Origin of the sequence: Klebsiella sp. HMSC09D12, assembly GCF_001808475.1 — a bacterium.
Classification (GTDB): Bacteria; Pseudomonadota; Gammaproteobacteria; order Enterobacterales; family Enterobacteriaceae; genus Klebsiella; species Klebsiella oxytoca.
In genome coordinates, this window is the sequence record NZ_KV793428.1 from 96,337 (window position 1) to 111,947 (window position 15,611).

Sequence of the window (15,611 nt, forward strand, 5' to 3'; positions counted from 1 at the left end):
GGGCGGCGCTTAACGCGCCTTGCCCGGGCTACGGATTTACAGCCCATCTGCGGGCCGGTAGCCCTAACAGGTGCGCAGCATCGCCTCCGGGAAATGATTCCACTCTGCGCTCTTATCCCGTGGGCGGCGCTTAACGCGCCTTGCCCGGGCTACAGATTTACAGCCCGTCTGCGGGCCGGTAGCCCGGACAGGCGCAACGCGCCGCCTCCGGGTTTATTATTTATAGCAGTTCAATAATATCGCTGTCTTTCGGCGTGCTGCCGCTGAGCGCTTCGTCGAAATAGTGCTTCGGTACGGTAAAGCGCAGATGATCGAGAGCAAACTGCATGCTGCGATCGTCAATCGCGTGCCCCAGATCCTCAACGATATCCAGCGTCACATCCCCGCCGGCCTGCTGCAACGCCTCCTGCCCCGCAACCGCCCACGCCAGATCGATAACCCGATCTTCACCGCCGTGGATCAGGTGAATCGTGGTCGCGGTCGTCGCCGTCTCGGGCAGAGTCGCATAGCGGCCGTTGAAGGCAATCACCCGCGATGCCAGACCCGGTTCGGCTTTAATGCTTTCCAGCGCCATAATCGCCCCCTGCGAGAAGCCGATCAGCGCCGTCGCCTGCGGGCTGACGCCGCTCTGTTGTTGCCAGTAGCGCACCGTTTCAATAAAGGTCGGCATAATCGCATCTACGCGCTGCTGGCGATTTTCTTCGCTGACGCCCTGGACAGAAAACCACTGGCGTCCCGGAGCCGGGCCGCACGGCTCCGCGCCGCCGATGCTGACGATAAGCGCATCGGGAAAGAGCGGCGCAAACCAGCTACCGATTTGCCCCATGGCCACCGGGTTATCGCCGACGCCATGAAACAGCAGCAGCAGTTGCTGTGCAGGTGTTGCGGGGCTTTGAACGATAAAATGATCGTGTTTCATGGCTTTCTCCTTAATGTCTGCAAGGAAGTTTACGCCGCGGAGGGAATATGACCATGCCATTTAACTGATGAAGTTAGTTAAAAAATTGCAACATCTGAACCTGCCGGCGCAGGTCGTTGGCGCGGTTTTCATCCAGGCTGAGCAGCGCCTGCGCCGCCTCTTCGCGCAGCCTGGCCAGCAGCGCTTTCCGTCCGGATAAACCTAACGTTCGGCAAAGCGCGGTCTCATCCTGCTGCTGCAGGCGGGCCCGCAGCGCCGGAAGCGGCAGCACCACCAGCATAAGCAGGCGATTGAGGCTACCCGCCGAGGTCAGCAGCGGACGATGGGCAAAAGCAAAACCCGCTACCTCCAGCCAGTCTTCTTCAGTAAGAATAGTCGCTTTCAGCGCCGTCAGCGGCACAGGTTCATCTCGCCACTCGCGCAGCCAGAATTCGTCGCGCTGCAGCCGTTGGGCTTCTTCGCTTGCCAGGCAATGTCCCGCTTCGCTGAGAGGATAGAGCGCCATCGCGGTGTAACAGCCACTGCTGGCTTCCCGATGCGTGCCCAGCCGCACCAGCGTAAAACCGCAGCTTTGCCAGAAACGCCAAAGTTCGGGAGTATAGCCAAAACTGACTGAGAGATAATCCCGGTCCGCAGCCTGAGCCGCCGCCCGGGCCACCAGCCGCTGCCCCAGCCCCTCGCGCTGGCGAGCCGGATGCACGGCAATACGGCTGATGCGCAGGCCCGTCAACGTGGCCGCCAATGGGCTACCGCCATGCGCCGCCAGCGACTGCGCCACCAGATTTCCGCGCGGACGCCGATAGCCGGCCCATACCGCCCGGCTAAGCGACGGCTCAAGACCCCCCCCCCCCACCAGCCACAACGCCCCGGCGATGCGCTCGCCGCTATGGGCGCAGGTAAAATGCTGTCCTGGCGCATCCAGCATGCGCCGGAGATCCAGCGGCGACGTGCGATAGTGGGCCCCGGAGAGCAGCTGATACATCGCTTCCGGTAACGCAGGCTGCCGCCGCCAGCACTGCTGGCTGACGTTCTCCAGCGCGATATCGCCGCCTGGCGCATGCTGGAAGGTCTCATCATTGAACAGCAGCAGCTGTGCAATTGCCGCTTCCAGCGGACAGCCGCTAGCCCAGCGGATGGGCGTCGTGAGGCTAAACTGCCGTAGGTGCGCGAAGCTGGCGCAAAATTTAAGTAAAAAACCGCGTCCGGTCCCTTCATATCCCTGAACGGTGGTGATCAGCAGCGTTCTCGGGAAACGGGAAACAAGCTGGCGCAGCAGCGGCCCGGGGATGGCGGCAGCCTCGTCGACTATCAGCCATCCCGCTCGACGTCCGGACGCCAGTAATGCATCGGGCGCCATAAAGTTAACGCTCTCCCCGGCGAAAGCCGCCATCACCTCCGTCGCTCCGCGCGCCGGCGCGGTAACGATGGCGTCACCTTTTAACTGGCGGAGAAGCATTCCCGCGAGAGCGGACTTCCCTCGCCCGCGTTCGGCGGTCAACGCGGCAATACCGGGGGGGAAATCGGCCAGTTCGGCAAGAACGGCGGCCTGCTCCGCCTGCGGATGACCATCGGCGAAATGCCATCGCGGGCGCTCGGGAAATACGGGTACGACCCGTTCATGGCCCTGCCGCCAGAGAATGGACGCTTTATCCGCAACAATCTGTTGGCAAAAACGATAAACAAAGTTCGGCGTGGGAATGGGATCGGGAGCGTCGCTCCAGCGCCGGGAATCCGCATCAGGACGGGCCGGCCATTGGGCGAAGTCGGGGGTGAGCAATACCAGCCAGCTACCGGCGCGTAGCGTACCGGCTAACGCGGCGAAAGCGGCAACATCAAAGCCCGCGCGGGCATCGAAAAAGGCGTGCTGGTATTCGCGGCCAAGCAGCGATCTCAGATCTGCAGGCGGGACGTACGGCGCAGGCATCGGCTGTGGGCCAACCCACAGTCCGTCTCCGGCCAGCGCTGTGCGTATTTGTTGCGCCTGAAGCTGAGTCCAGGCATCGTCGCCGCTGAGAACCAGCAGACGACGAATGCCTTCGCGCGCCATCTGCGCCGTCAGACGACGCAGTTCATCCATGACAGAAGAGCATTACAGCGCATTGCCGAAGGTGTTGCACTGCGCCGGGTCGCCGCTATCGAAGCCGCGTTTAAACCAGGTATAGCGCTGCTGCGACGTTCCGTGGGTAAAGCTGTCCGGCACCACCCGCCCCTGGCTCTGCTGCTGCAGGCGATCGTCGCCAATCGCCTCTGCGGCATTCAGCGCTTCCTGGAGGTCGCCGGTCTCCATGTAGTCCTGCTTCTGCATGTTGTAGCCCCAGACGCCAGCGAAGCAGTCCGCCTGTAGTTCCATTTTCACCGTCAGGCGATTCGCTTCCGCCTGCGAAGCGTTTTGCTGTAGCTGACGCACTTTCGATTCAATACCCAGCAGCTTTTGTACGTGGTGGCCAACCTCGTGGGCGATAACGTAGCCCTGTGCGAAATCGCCGCCGGCGCCAAGCTTGTTTCTCATCTCATCGTAGAATGACAGGTCGATATACACCGTGCTGTCCGCCGGGCAGTAAAAAGGCCCCATAACGGATTGACCGGTACCGCAGGCGGTCCGCGTCGCGCCGCGGTACATCACCAGTTTGGGCTGCGGATACTGGCGGCCCATATCTTTAAATATTGCTCCCCAGGTATCTTCCGTGTCCGCCAGAATCACCTTAGTGAATTTTGCGGCTTCTTCATCCTGCGGGCTGATGGAGCGTTGGGTGGTGGTTTGCTGCGGAGATACCGGCTCGCCGGTCAGCATACCGGTTAAATCGACGCCGTAATAGCCCGCCACCAGAACAATAATCAGCAGCACAATGCCGCCTTTGCCGCTGGGGAGACGAAAACCACCCCCGCCGCCCATTGGCGAACCAGATTGACTACGACGATCTTCAACATTGTCGCTCTCGCGACGTCCTTGCCAGCGCATAAGCACCTCAATTCATCATATTAACCAATGAATAAGATCGTAGGCGGTTCAGCGAAGGATTACCACAGGAAACAGCAAGAAGAGCGCCAGAAGAAGAAAACTTCTCCTGGCGTAGGGGATTAGTCGAGCTTCACGCCCAGGCGATGAGCGACTTCTTCGTAGGCTTCAATCAGGCCGCCGAGGCTCTGGCGGAAACGGTCTTTGTCCATTTTATCCATGGTCTTTTTATCCCACAGACGGCTGCCGTCCGGAGAAAACTCATCCCCAAGCACCACTTCGCCTTTGAACAGACCAAATTCCAGCTTGAAGTCCACCAGGATCAGGCCCGCATCGTCAAACAGCTTTTTCAGCACATCGTTAGCTTTGTAGGTCAGCTCCTGCATACGCGCCAGGTTCTCTTTGCTCACCCAGCCAAAGGTTTCGCAGTAGGATTCGTTGACCATCGGATCGTGCATGGCGTCGTTCTTCAGGAACAGGTCGAACAGCGGCGGGTTCAGCTCGATGCCCTCTTCAATCCCTAAGCGTTTCACCAGCGAACCGGCAGCGCGGTTACGTACCACGCACTCCACCGGCACCATATCCAGCTTTTTAACCAGACACTCGGTATCGGACAACAGCGCTTCCATCTGGGTCGGGATACCCGCTTCCGCCAGCTTGCTCATAATGAAATGGTTGAACTTGTTGTTCACCATGCCTTTACGATCGAACTGCTCAATGCGAGCGCCGTCCCCTGCTGACGTATCGTTACGGAATTCGAGTATCAACAGATCCGGGTTCTCGGTGCTGTATACCGTCTTCGCCTTACCACGATACAACTCAGCTTGCTTTTGCATCTTTGTCACTCCAGTGATGATTAACGATAAAAATTTGTGCTTTTCTGCCGACGCACACGTTTGCGTCACTATACATTAAAAAGGGCCGGATTGCTCCAGCCCTGTTAATTACTTACTTAATGCGGCCTGGAATACGGCAACCAGGGCATCATTTTGCGACTGCGTCAGAGTATGGCCTTTCGGGTCGATGAACTGCAGACTGCTGCGGTTATCGAGGTCCCCGACCTGCAGTTTATAATCGCCGGACACCAGCTGTGGGTCGCGAGCACCCAGATCGGTCCAGCCGCTGTCGGAAAGCGGTTTATAGGTCACGGACAAGTTACCCTGAGAGCGAGAACTATCAGTTACCTTCATACCCACTTTTTCCAGCGCGCCCGGCAGGCGTTGCCATACCAGATTAAACGGTGCGCGAACGATCAGCATCGGCAGGCCGGTATCATCAGCACCGCTCTGCACGTCGAAGGTTGCCCCGGCATTTTTCTGCGCGGCGTTCTGCGCGCTGGTCGCGTTCAGATCCAGACCTTCGGAAATGACGTTCAGCATGGCGGTACTGTAGCGCTGCAGCGAAGCCGGATCGGCAACAGGTTTACCTGCCTGCTCCAGATTCACCAGCTTCACGATCACCGCCTGCTGGTAGCCCTGCTGTTTAACTGAGATTTGATAGCGACCACGATACTGCTGGTCTTCATCGAGGCGATTCCATTCGACCCAGTCGGTATTCAGCGTCTGGCTGGCATCGTCGCGTTTAGCGATAGTGTAGTTTTTCGACTGCACGATGCTTGCCACCTGCGCCCACAGCGAACCGCTGCGCCCGTTTTCCACCATCAGCGTTGCGGTATCACCGTTAAACTGCGTGCGTGCGCCGCTGACCAGCGCCAGAGGCTGGGCTGGCGGACGAATATCCAGCGCTTTGCCTGTATTACCGGTGCTGGTCGCAACCGGAATATTATAATCACCCACCTGAACCGGCAGAATCATACCTGCTGGCGCGTGAAGTTCACTAAGCGGCGTAGCCTGCAAATAGGCCTCGTCGCCGCTCACCTGACGCTTATAGCGCGAGTCAGAACTACAGGCCGCGAGGAGTAGAACCAGCGAAACACCCGCAACCTTCGCCAGGCGCGACTTCTGTACTGAGTAAGCCATCAAATCTCCCTAAACTTTACAGCAAACCGGCATGCTTCAGCGCTGCGGTAACAACCTTCGTACCGTTTTCGGTAATCGGGGTCATCGGCAGGCGTAGCGTATCGGTCGCCACAAGACCCAACGCCTTACAGGCCCACTTGACCGGGATAGGGTTGGGTTCGACAAATAATTTGGTATGCAATGGCATCAGACGCTGGTTAATCGCACGAGCTTCGGCAAATTGACCTGCTAGCGCCAGTCGGCACATCTCGGCCATTTCACGCGCCGCAACGTTTGTCGTTACGGAAATCACGCCATGGCCGCCTAGCTGCATAAAGTCCATTCCGGTCGCGTCATCGCCGCTCAGCAGAATAAAGTCATCTGAAACCAGCTCTTTGATCTGATGAACCCGGCTTAAGTTCCCCGTCGCTTCCTTAATACCGATAATATTTTTGATTTCCGCCAGACGACCAACGGTTTCAGGCAGCATATCGCAACCGGTACGGGAGGGCACATTATACAGAATTTGCGGCAGGTCAGTATGTTCTGCGATAGCTTTAAAGTGTTGGAAGAGTCCTTCCTGAGTCGGACGGTTGTAATAAGGCGTTACCGTCAGGCAGCCAACCACGCCGCTATCGTTAAATCTTTTAGTCAGGCTAATCGCCTCTGCGGTTGCATTAGCACCGGTACCGGCAATGACCGGGATACGCCCGTCGGCCAGTTCCAGCGTCTGCATGACCACGTCACCATGCTCTTCATGGCTCAATGTTGCGGACTCTCCGGTAGTACCTACCGAAACAATCGCCGAGGTTCCGTTGGCGACATGGTAATCAATCAGTTTTTTCAGGCTTGACCGGCAAACGTTGCCGTTTTCATCCATCGGCGTGACAAGCGCTACAATACTTCCCGTAAACATGGGCCATCCTCAGAGCATAAGTGGGACAAGATTCTCAATGTTACGTTTGGTGCCGCAATAAAAGCAAGAGAGCCGATGCCATCAGGGATGTTGTATGCCGGTTTTTTTTATGCTTTCCTAACGTTACCTCACCTTTTTAAAGGAAGAACAGGTTTGACAGCCTCATTACAACACTATCTGGTTATTACCGCGTTGGGTGCTGACCGCCCAGGCATCGTGAATACGATCACTCGTCACGTCAGCAGCTGCGGCTGTAATATCGAAGACAGTCGGCTGGCCATGCTTGGCGATGAGTTTACGTTTATCATGCTGCTTTCCGGTTCGTGGAATGCGATTAACCTGATTGAATCAACTCTGCCGCTGAAAGGCGCCGAGCTGGATCTGCTTATCGTGATGAAGCGTACAACCGCAAGGCCGCCGCAGGCGATGCAGAATAGCGTCTGGGTTCAGGTTGAGGTGCCGGATTCACCGCACATCATTGAGCGATTCACGGCTCTGTGCGATACGTGGAAAATGAACATTGCCGAACTGGTTTCCCGTACTCAGCCGGGAGCGAACGATGATTCAGCACAGCTTTTTATTCAAATCACCGCCCACAGCCCGACTACGCAAAATGCATCAAATATCGAACAAGCGTTCAAAGCCCTATGTACAGAACTGAATGCACAAGGCAGTATTAACATCGTTAATTATTCACAGCATGATGAACAGGATGGAGTTTGAGTGATGAACCCACTGAAAGCCGGTGATATTGCACCGAAATTTAGCTTACCGGACCAGGACGGCGAGGAAGTAAATTTGACCGACTTCCAGGGACAGCGTGTTCTGGTTTATTTTTATCCCAAAGCCATGACCCCGGGCTGCACCGTACAGGCGTGCGGTTTACGCGATAATATGGACGACCTGAAAAAAGCAGGCGTTGAAGTTCTGGGAATCAGTACGGATAAACCAGAAAAACTCTCCCGTTTCGCCGAAAAAGAGCTGCTGAACTTCACTCTGCTGTCTGATGAAGATCATCAGGTGTGCGAGCAGTTCGGTATCTGGGGTGAAAAAACCTTTATGGGGAAAACCTACGACGGTATTCATCGTATTAGCTTCCTCATCGATGCCAATGGCAAAATCGAACATGTTTTTGATGACTTCAAAACCAGCAATCACCACGACGTGGTGCTGAACTGGCTGAAAGAAAACGCCTGATGCACGAGTAAACGCAAGACGCCGGGTCATCGCCCGGCGTCTTTTTTTAGGCCATTCTTTGCGGCTTCGCGCTAATGCTCGTCTTCCACTATCAGGCCATCCGGCCAGGCATGCACCACCGCTTTGATGAGCGTCGCCAGCGGGATCGCGAAGAACACTCCCCAGAATCCCCACAGACCACCGAAAATCACCACCGACAGAATAATGACCAGCGGATGCAGGTTAACGGCTTCCGAGAACAGTACCGGCACCAGCAGGTTGCCGTCCAGCCCCTGAATAATCAGGTAAACCGCAAACAGGCTCCAGAACTCGGTGCCCGCGCCAAACTGGAACAACGCCACGCCCACCACCGGAATAGTGACCACAAAGGCGCCGATATAGGGAATTAATACCGAAAATCCGACCAGTACCGCCAGCAGCAGCGAATAGTTAAGGCCAAAAAGGATAAAGCCAATCCACGTCGCCACGCCGACGACGATCATCTCCAGCACCTTACCGCGGATATAGTTGGTAATTTGCTGGTTCATCTCTTTCCACACCTGCCCGGCCAGGCCGCGGTTGCGCGGCAGCACCCGACGCACGGCGTTAAGCATCTGCTCTTTATCTTTCAGCAGAAAGAAAACCATCAGCGGAACCAACACCAGGTAGACCGCCAGCGTCAGCAGCCCGACCAGGGAGGCCAGCGAATATTTCACCACCGAATCGCCGACGGTTAACATCCGGCTGCGCATGTTCTCCGCCATCGCGTCGATAATCCCGGCATCCATTAAGGCCGGATAACGGCGCGGCACCGTGGCGGCGAAATCGGAAAGCTTATTCAGCATTCCCGGCATATCGCGAATCAGATAAATACCCTGCTGCCAGGCAACAGGCATCACCACGAACGCCATCAGGAGCAGAATACCGACGAACAGAATCAGCACAACCGACGTGGCCCAGGTACGTGAAAAACCGATACGCTCCAGTCTGACGGTAGGCCACTCCAGCAAATAGGCCAGAACAATCGACACTAACAAAGGCGCCAGCAGGCCGCTGAAGAAAAACATAATGCCGAACCCGGCCAGCAAAATGACCAGCAGCGCTATCGCCTCCGGATCGCTGAACCGTCGACGGTACCACTGCATTAACATCTGAAGCATAAAACCCTTCCCTGAAGAGCAAAGCTGTAACAATCTCAGGAATTGTATCGAAATGTCACAAAAAAGACTTCGCTTTTTATGGGTAAAACCACAAACATTAATGACCGGGTGAATATCATATTTGCAACGCCGCGAACGACGGCTAAACTCGCTGAACCTGCTTGCGGTCAGGGAACATTACGCCGCACAATCGGTCAAACTGGCACACCTACATTACAGGACAGAGGTTATGTTCAGGCAGTTGAAGAAAACGCTGGTGGCGACCGTCATAGCGTCGCTGACGCTGGGTTCAATATTACCTGCTTTTGCCGACACCGCAGACACCCTGCCGGACATGGGCACCTCCGCAGGAAGCACGCTCTCCATCGGCCAGGAAATGCAGATGGGAGACTACTATGTACGCCAGCTGCGCGGCAGTGCGCCGTTAATTAATGACCCGCTGCTGGTGCAATATATTAACGGTTTAGGCATGCGCCTGGTCTCGCACGCCAATTCCGTGCGCACCCCGTTCCACTTTTATTTAATCAATAACGATCAGATTAACGCCTTTGCTTTCTTCGGCGGCAACGTGGTGCTGCACTCGGCCCTGTTCCGCTACTCGGATAACGAAAGCGAGCTGGCATCGGTCATGGCGCACGAAATTTCTCACGTTACCCAGCGCCACCTTGCCCGCGCCATGGAAGACCAAAAGCGTAACGCTCCGCTCACCTGGGTCGGTGCGCTGGGTTCAATTCTTCTGGCGATGGCCAGCCCGCAGGCCGGTATGGCCGCGCTGACCGGTACCCTGGCGGGTAGCCAGCAGGGAATGATCAGCTTTACCCGTCAAAACGAAGAAGAGGCCGACCGCATTGGTATTCAGGTCCTTCAGCGCTCTGGGTTCGACCCGCAGGCGATGCCGGCGTTTATGGGAAAACTGCTCGACGAGTCGCGCTACTCCACCCGTCCGCCGGAAATGCTGCTGACGCACCCGCTGCCGGAAAGCCGGCTTGCCGACGCCCGCAACCGCGCGAATCAAATGCGCCCGGTTGTCGCACAGTCCTCAGCTGACTTCTATCTGGCGAAAGCCAGAACGCTCGGTATGTACACTTCCGGCGATAATAAGCTGGGCAATGACCTGCTGAGCAGCTGGGAAAAAGGCAATATTCGCGAACAGCACGCCGCCCAGTACGGTCGCGCTCTGTTGGCAATGGGCAACAACAACTACGATCTGGCGCGCAAAACGCTACAGCCGTTGCTGACCGCAGAACCGCAGAACGCCTGGTATCTCGACCTGGCCACCGATATCGACCTCGGGCAAAAAAGAGCGACAGACGCGATTAACCGCCTGAAAAGCGCTCGCGAACTGCGCACCAACCCGGTGCTGCAGCTCAACCTCGCCAACGCCCTGCTGGAAGGAGGACAACCGGCGGAAGCCGCGAATATCCTTAACCGCTACACCTTTAATAATAAAGACGACATCAACGGTTGGGAGCTGCTGGCGCAGGCGGAAGCCAAACTGGGCAATCGCGATCAGGAGCTGGCTGCCAGAGCAGAAGGGATGGCGCTGGTAGGCCGCCTCGATCAGGCGATTACCCTGCTCAGCAGCGCCAGCTCGCAGGTGAAATTAGGCAGCTTACAGCAGGCCCGCTACGATGCGCGTATCGATCAGCTGCGCCAGCTGCAGCAACGCTTTAAACCGTACCAGAAAATGTAAGGAGATCTCATGTCCGATACGGTCAAAATCTATCACAACCCGCGCTGCTCCAAGAGCCGCGACACGTTGAGCCTGCTGAAGGCTAACGGTATCGACCCTGAAGTGGTGCTCTATCTGGAGACGCCGCCGGATGCCGCCACGCTGCGCCAGCTGCTGAAGATGTTAGGGATGGCCAGCGCGCGCGAGTTAATGCGCCAGAAAGAAGATCTCTATAAATCGCTGGATCTCGCTAATCCGCAGCTCAGCGAAGATGCGCTGATCCAGGCAATGATCGATAATCCAAAACTGATTGAGCGCCCTATTGTCGTCAGCCACGGCGAGGCCCGTATCGGCCGCCCGCCGGAGCAGGTACTGGAGATCGTTAACTAGCATCATTCTGCCGCGGTTGGCTTCGGAAACCGCGGCCCGCTACAGCTTGAGGATCTCTTTGACGAAAGGAATGGTCAGCTTGCGCTGGGCGGTTATAGAAGCGCGATCGAGCTGATCGAGCGTCATAAACAGCGAGCGCATTTCACGATCCAGGCGCTTGAGGAGGAACCGGCAGACGTCTTCCGGCATTTCAAAGCCGCGCAGCCTCGCCCGCAGCTGAAGCGCCTGGAGCTTATCTTCATCCGATAGCGGCTGCAGCTTGTAGATTTGTCCCCAGTCGAGGCGCGAGGCAAGATCCGGCAGGCCCAGCTTGAGCTGGCGCGGCGGTCGATCGCCGGTGATCAGCAGCCGGGTTTTACCGGATTCGAGGATGCGGTTGTAGAGGTCGAAAATCGCCATTTCCCACAGCTCATCGCCCGCCACGCATTCAATATTGTCGATGCAAACCAGCGATAGCTGCTCCATTCCGTCCAGCACTTCAGGAACAAACCACGTCCGTTTATCCAGCGGCACATAGCCCACCGCATCCCCGCGCTGGGAAAGTTCCGCGCATGCTGCGTGCAGGAGATGGCTGCGCCCCGCCCCTTCGCGTGACCAGATATAGATGTATCCGCTATGCTCCTGCCGCAGCACATTTTGCAGGGCGGCAAGAAGAGAAGGGTTATCACCCGGCCAGAAACTTGCGAAAGTTTCATCATCGGGAAGATACAGTGGCAAAGAGAGCTGTGCCGGTGCGTTCAGATGGACCTCAACATAGGCTTTCAGAAAAACGCGGAGAGTTTAGCACAGAAATACGCAAGGAGAGAACCGGGCAGGATTGCCGCCCGGTATAAGGATCAATGTTTTGCTTCTTCGCTATCGGCAGCGTCGAGAACGACCTCTTCCGGACGCAAGACGCCGATCAGTTTAAAGATCAGACTCAGGCCGACGCCAACAATCGTCGCCAGCGCCATGCCTTTCAGTTCGGCGGCGCCGATATGCACTTTTGCACCGCTCACGCCGATAATCAGGATGACGGAGGTCAGAATCAGGTTCTGCGCCTTGTTGTAATCGACTTTTGATTCGATCAGCACGCGAATACCCGATGCGCCAATCACTCCGTACAGCAGCAGAGAGACGCCGCCCATTACCGGCAGCGGGATAATCTGGATCGCCGCCGCCAGCTTGCCGACGCAGGAGAGCAGAATCGCGATGATCGCCGCGCCGCCGATAACCCAGGTACTGTAAACGCGGGTAATCGCCATCACGCCAATGTTCTCGCCGTAGGTGGTGTTCGGCGTGGAGCCAAAGAAGCCGGAGATCACCGTGGAGAGACCGTTGGCAAACATTGAACGATGCAGGCCCGGATCGCGGATCAGATCTTTTTTGACGATATTGGCCGTTACCACCAGATGCCCAACGTGCTCGGCGATCACCACCAGCGCGGCTGGAAGAATGGTGAAAATCGCAAACCATTCAAAGCGCGGGGTGTAGAAGGTCGGCAGCGCGAACCAGTGAGCCTCGGCGATGGGCGTCGTATCGACAACGCCCATTACGAAGGAGAGCGCGTAGCCAACCAGGACGCCGATTAAAATCGGGATAATCGCCAGGAAACCGCGGAACAGCACCGAACCGAAGACCGTCACCGCCAGCGTCACCATCGAAATGATGATGGTTTTGCTGTCCGGCGATTGTCCCTCTGCGGGCAGCAGACCGGCCATATTCGCCGCGACGCCCGCCAGCTCCAGCCCGATAACCGCAACAATCGCGCCCATCGCCGCCGGGGGGAACATCACATCAAGCCAGCCGGTGCCGGCTTTTTTGACAATAAAGGAGACGATGCAAAACAGCACGCCGCACATGATAAAGCCGCCGAGAGCGACTTCGTAGCCCAACGGTAGCAAAAGCAGTACCGGAGAAATAAACGCAAAGCTCGATCCCAGATAAGCCGGGATTTTGCCTTTGCAGATGAAAAGGTATAACAGCGTTCCGATGCCGTTAAACAGCAGTACCGTGGCCGGATTGATGTGAAACAGAACGGGCACCAGTACCGTTGCGCCAAACATGGCGAACAGATGTTGCAAACTAAGCGGGATTGTCTGTAAAAGCGGCGGTCTTTCACTCACCCCGATAGCACGGCGCGTCATGGCATTTTCCTCTGAGAGTCGTTTGTTGATTGCTGTTGGTGTGTTTTATTCAAAAAAAAGCCGACTCTTAAAGTCGGCTTTTTCTACTTCATCGTTTATTTCGTACCAAAAATCTTATCGCCGGCATCGCCGAGCCCCGGAATAATGTATCCGTGCTCGTTCAGGCCCTGGTCGATGGACGCGGTATACAGCTCAACGTCCGGATGCGCTTTCTCCAGCGCGGCGATACCTTCCGGCGCGGCCACCAGAACCAGCACCTTAATGCTGGAGCAGCCGGCTTTTTTCAGCAGGTCGATGGTGGCGATCATCGAGCCGCCGGTTGCCAGCATCGGGTCAACCACCAGCGCCATGCGTTCGTCGATATTGGATACCAGCTTCTGGAAGTAAGGAACCGGCTCAAGGGTCTCTTCGTTACGATAGATGCCTACCACGCTGATGCGCGCGCTTGGCACGTGCTCAAGCACGCCTTCCATCATCCCCAGACCCGCGCGCAGAATTGGCACAACGGTAATTTTTTTACCCTTGATCTGCTCAACTTCTACCGGGCCGTTCCAGCCTTCGATGGTCACTTTTTCAGTCGCCAGATCGGCGGTGGCTTCATAAGTCAGTAAGCTGCCAACTTCTGAGGCGAGTTCACGGAAGCGTTTGGTGCTGATGTCGTGCTCACGCATCAGGCCCAGCTTGTGTTTGACGAGTGGGTGTTTCACTTCCACGATCTTCATTCTCTTTCTCCTCTGAGGGGCAGCCACAAAAAAAATCGCCGGATTATACCGCCTTTTTCCTTTTACGCCATAGCCGATATGTTTGACCGGGATCAACCAAAATGCTTTACGCTGCCTGAGCCAGTATAAAACAAAATAAAAAAACCCCGCGAAAGCGGGGCTGAATGGGGCTTTAGGGCTGTTTATAGCTTTTCGCCGTTGCTGCTGATAACCTGCTGATACCAGGCAAAAGATTTCTTGCGGCTACGCGCCAGGGTGCCCTTACCTTCATTGTCTTTATCTACATAGATAAACCCGTAGCGTTTTTTCATCTCGCCGGTACCTGCGGAGACCAGATCGATACAGCCCCACGGGGTGTAGCCCATCAGGTCGACGCCATCCTCAACAACCGCTTTTTTCATCTCGGCGATATGGGCGGAGAGATAGTCGATACGATACTGGTCATCTACCGAACCGTCCGCTTCGCGCACGTCAATGGCGCCAAAGCCGTTCTCCACAATAAACAGCGGCAACTGATAATGGTCCCAGAACCAGTTCAGGGAGTAGCGCAGCCCGACCGGATCAATCTGCCAGCCCCAGTCTGACTTCTGCACGTACGGATTGGAAACCAGACTGGTGGTTTCGTCATAATCCAGCAGCGGATTGTCATCCGTTGCTTTCGTGGCAAACGACATATAGTAGCTAAAGCCAATATAATCGACGCAGCCCTGAGTCAGCGCCGCGCGGTCTTCTTCGGTGATATCCAGTTTAAAACCGCGGCGCTCGAAGTAGTTCAGCAGGTGCTGCGGATATTTGCCGCGCACGTGAACGTCGGTAAACCAGTAGCGGCGATGCATGGCGTTCATCGCCATCATCATATCGTTGGGCGCGCAGCTCAGCGGGTAAATAGGACACATGGCGATCATGCAGCCCACCTGCAACGACGGGTTAATTTCGCGGGCGGCCTTAACCGCCAGCGCGCTGGCGACCAGCTCATAGTGCGCTGCCTGATACATCACCGGCTCACGGTCTTCACCCGGCAGATACTTCAGTCCGGAGTTAGTAAACGGGGCAAAATCTTCGTGGAAATTGGCCTGGTTATTGATCTCATTAAAGGTCATCCAGTACTTCACTTTATGCTGGTAGCGGGTAAACACCACCCGGGCAAAGCGGACGAAGAAATCAATCAGCTTACGGTTACGCCAGCCGCCGTACTCCGTCACCAGATGGTACGGCATTTCGAAGTGGGAGAGCGTAATCACCGGCTCAATGCCGTGCTTCAGGCACTCGTCGAACAGGTCATCGTAAAACTGCAGGCCGGCTTCGTTAGGTTCTTGCTCATCGCCCTGCGGGAAGATCCTCGTCCAGGCAATGGAGGTGCGGAAACACTTGAAGCCCATTTCGGCAAACAGCTGAACGTCGTCTTTATAACGATGGTAGAAATCAATCGCCTCGTGGTTGGGATAGTTTTTCCCTGGCAGGACGCCATCAGTGATTTCGCGCGGTACGCCGTGCGCGCCTGCGGTCATCACATCGGCGACGCTCACCCCTTTACCGCCCTCTTTCCAGCCGCCTTCCAGCTGATGCGCCGCTACCGCACCGCCCCACAGAAAACCTTCTTTAAATCCAGACATGTT

The 15,611-nt window shown here is 56.3% G+C and carries 15 protein-coding genes; 4 read left to right on the top strand and 11 right to left on the bottom strand.

Annotated elements, in window-relative coordinates; all coding sequences use genetic code 11:
• Nucleotides 1-220: 220 nt before the first annotated feature.
• The 6 genes from ypfH to dapA all read right to left on the bottom strand — a co-directional run bounded on the left by ypfH (nucleotide 221) and on the right by dapA (nucleotide 6,749).
• The gene (ypfH, locus tag HMPREF3178_RS06035) at nucleotides 221-919 is read right to left on the bottom strand and encodes an esterase (RefSeq protein ID WP_023329903.1); all 699 of its coding nucleotides are present in this window, start codon (nucleotides 917-919) and stop codon (nucleotides 221-223) included.
• Between the two features lie 73 nt (nucleotides 920-992).
• Nucleotides 993-2,996 carry a tRNA(Met) cytidine acetyltransferase TmcA gene (locus tag HMPREF3178_RS06040; protein ID WP_070585086.1) on the bottom strand — a complete coding sequence of 668 codons (2,004 nt, stop codon included), beginning with the start codon at nucleotides 2,994-2,996 and terminating at the stop codon, nucleotides 993-995.
• A gap of 12 nt (nucleotides 2,997-3,008) precedes the next feature.
• On the bottom strand, nucleotides 3,009-3,878 hold the full coding sequence (locus HMPREF3178_RS06045) for a KPN_02809 family neutral zinc metallopeptidase (RefSeq protein WP_070585089.1): 870 nt from the start codon (nucleotides 3,876-3,878) through the stop codon (nucleotides 3,009-3,011).
• 119 nt (nucleotides 3,879-3,997) lie between these two features.
• The gene (gene purC / locus HMPREF3178_RS06050; protein WP_004104417.1) at nucleotides 3,998-4,711 is read right to left on the bottom strand and encodes a phosphoribosylaminoimidazolesuccinocarboxamide synthase; all 714 of its coding nucleotides are present in this window, start codon (nucleotides 4,709-4,711) and stop codon (nucleotides 3,998-4,000) included.
• Between the two features lie 108 nt (nucleotides 4,712-4,819).
• Nucleotides 4,820-5,854: an outer membrane protein assembly factor BamC gene (gene bamC / locus HMPREF3178_RS06055; protein ID WP_004104418.1), complete on the bottom strand. Its 1,035-nt coding sequence runs from the start codon at nucleotides 5,852-5,854 to the stop codon at nucleotides 4,820-4,822.
• A 16-nt stretch (nucleotides 5,855-5,870) separates the two neighbouring features.
• Nucleotides 5,871-6,749: a 4-hydroxy-tetrahydrodipicolinate synthase gene (gene dapA / locus HMPREF3178_RS06060; protein ID WP_004104419.1), complete on the bottom strand. Its 879-nt coding sequence runs from the start codon at nucleotides 6,747-6,749 to the stop codon at nucleotides 5,871-5,873.
• A gap of 153 nt (nucleotides 6,750-6,902) precedes the next feature.
• Here dapA and HMPREF3178_RS06065 point away from each other — a divergent pair, with 153 nt between their 5' ends.
• A complete protein-coding gene (locus tag HMPREF3178_RS06065) occupies nucleotides 6,903-7,472 on the top strand; it encodes a glycine cleavage system transcriptional repressor (protein ID WP_004104421.1) in 570 nt (189 codons plus the stop codon).
• 3 nt (nucleotides 7,473-7,475) lie between these two features.
• Nucleotides 7,476-7,946, top strand: coding sequence for a thioredoxin-dependent thiol peroxidase (bcp, locus tag HMPREF3178_RS06070; protein WP_004104423.1), 471 nt, complete (start codon nucleotides 7,476-7,478; stop codon nucleotides 7,944-7,946).
• Between the two features lie 71 nt (nucleotides 7,947-8,017).
• Here the strand turns inward: bcp and HMPREF3178_RS06075 are convergent, their stop codons facing one another.
• Entirely contained in the window at nucleotides 8,018-9,085 is a 1,068-nt protein-coding gene (locus HMPREF3178_RS06075) for an AI-2E family transporter (protein ID WP_004104424.1), read from the bottom strand.
• Between the two features lie 229 nt (nucleotides 9,086-9,314).
• On the opposite strand from HMPREF3178_RS06075, the gene bepA reads away from it, so the two are divergent.
• Together bepA and arsC are read left to right on the top strand one after the other, a co-directional pair.
• Nucleotides 9,315-10,778 (top strand): beta-barrel assembly-enhancing protease, encoded by a 1,464-nt coding sequence (bepA, locus tag HMPREF3178_RS06080; RefSeq protein ID WP_004104425.1) that lies wholly within the window; start codon nucleotides 9,315-9,317, stop codon nucleotides 10,776-10,778.
• A gap of 9 nt (nucleotides 10,779-10,787) precedes the next feature.
• Nucleotides 10,788-11,147, top strand: a complete 360-nt coding sequence (gene arsC / locus HMPREF3178_RS06085) for an arsenate reductase (glutaredoxin) (protein ID WP_004104426.1) — start codon at nucleotides 10,788-10,790, stop codon at nucleotides 11,145-11,147.
• Nucleotides 11,148-11,186: 39 nt separating this feature from the next.
• Here arsC and HMPREF3178_RS06090 read toward each other — a convergent pair whose 3' ends face one another.
• The 4 genes from HMPREF3178_RS06090 to HMPREF3178_RS06105 all read right to left on the bottom strand — a co-directional run bounded on the left by HMPREF3178_RS06090 (nucleotide 11,187) and on the right by HMPREF3178_RS06105 (nucleotide 15,608).
• Entirely contained in the window at nucleotides 11,187-11,888 is a 702-nt protein-coding gene (locus HMPREF3178_RS06090; RefSeq protein WP_213799324.1) for a DnaA inactivator Hda, read from the bottom strand.
• Between the two features lie 95 nt (nucleotides 11,889-11,983).
• The gene (uraA, locus tag HMPREF3178_RS06095; RefSeq protein WP_004104428.1) at nucleotides 11,984-13,273 is read right to left on the bottom strand and encodes a uracil permease; all 1,290 of its coding nucleotides are present in this window, start codon (nucleotides 13,271-13,273) and stop codon (nucleotides 11,984-11,986) included.
• 95 nt (nucleotides 13,274-13,368) lie between these two features.
• Nucleotides 13,369-13,995 carry a uracil phosphoribosyltransferase gene (gene upp, locus HMPREF3178_RS06100; RefSeq protein WP_004104429.1) on the bottom strand — a complete coding sequence of 209 codons (627 nt, stop codon included), beginning with the start codon at nucleotides 13,993-13,995 and terminating at the stop codon, nucleotides 13,369-13,371.
• Nucleotides 13,996-14,177: 182 nt separating this feature from the next.
• Nucleotides 14,178-15,608, bottom strand: a complete 1,431-nt coding sequence (locus HMPREF3178_RS06105; RefSeq protein ID WP_024274547.1) for a 6-phospho-beta-glucosidase — start codon at nucleotides 15,606-15,608, stop codon at nucleotides 14,178-14,180.
• Nucleotides 15,609-15,611 lie beyond the last annotated feature (3 nt).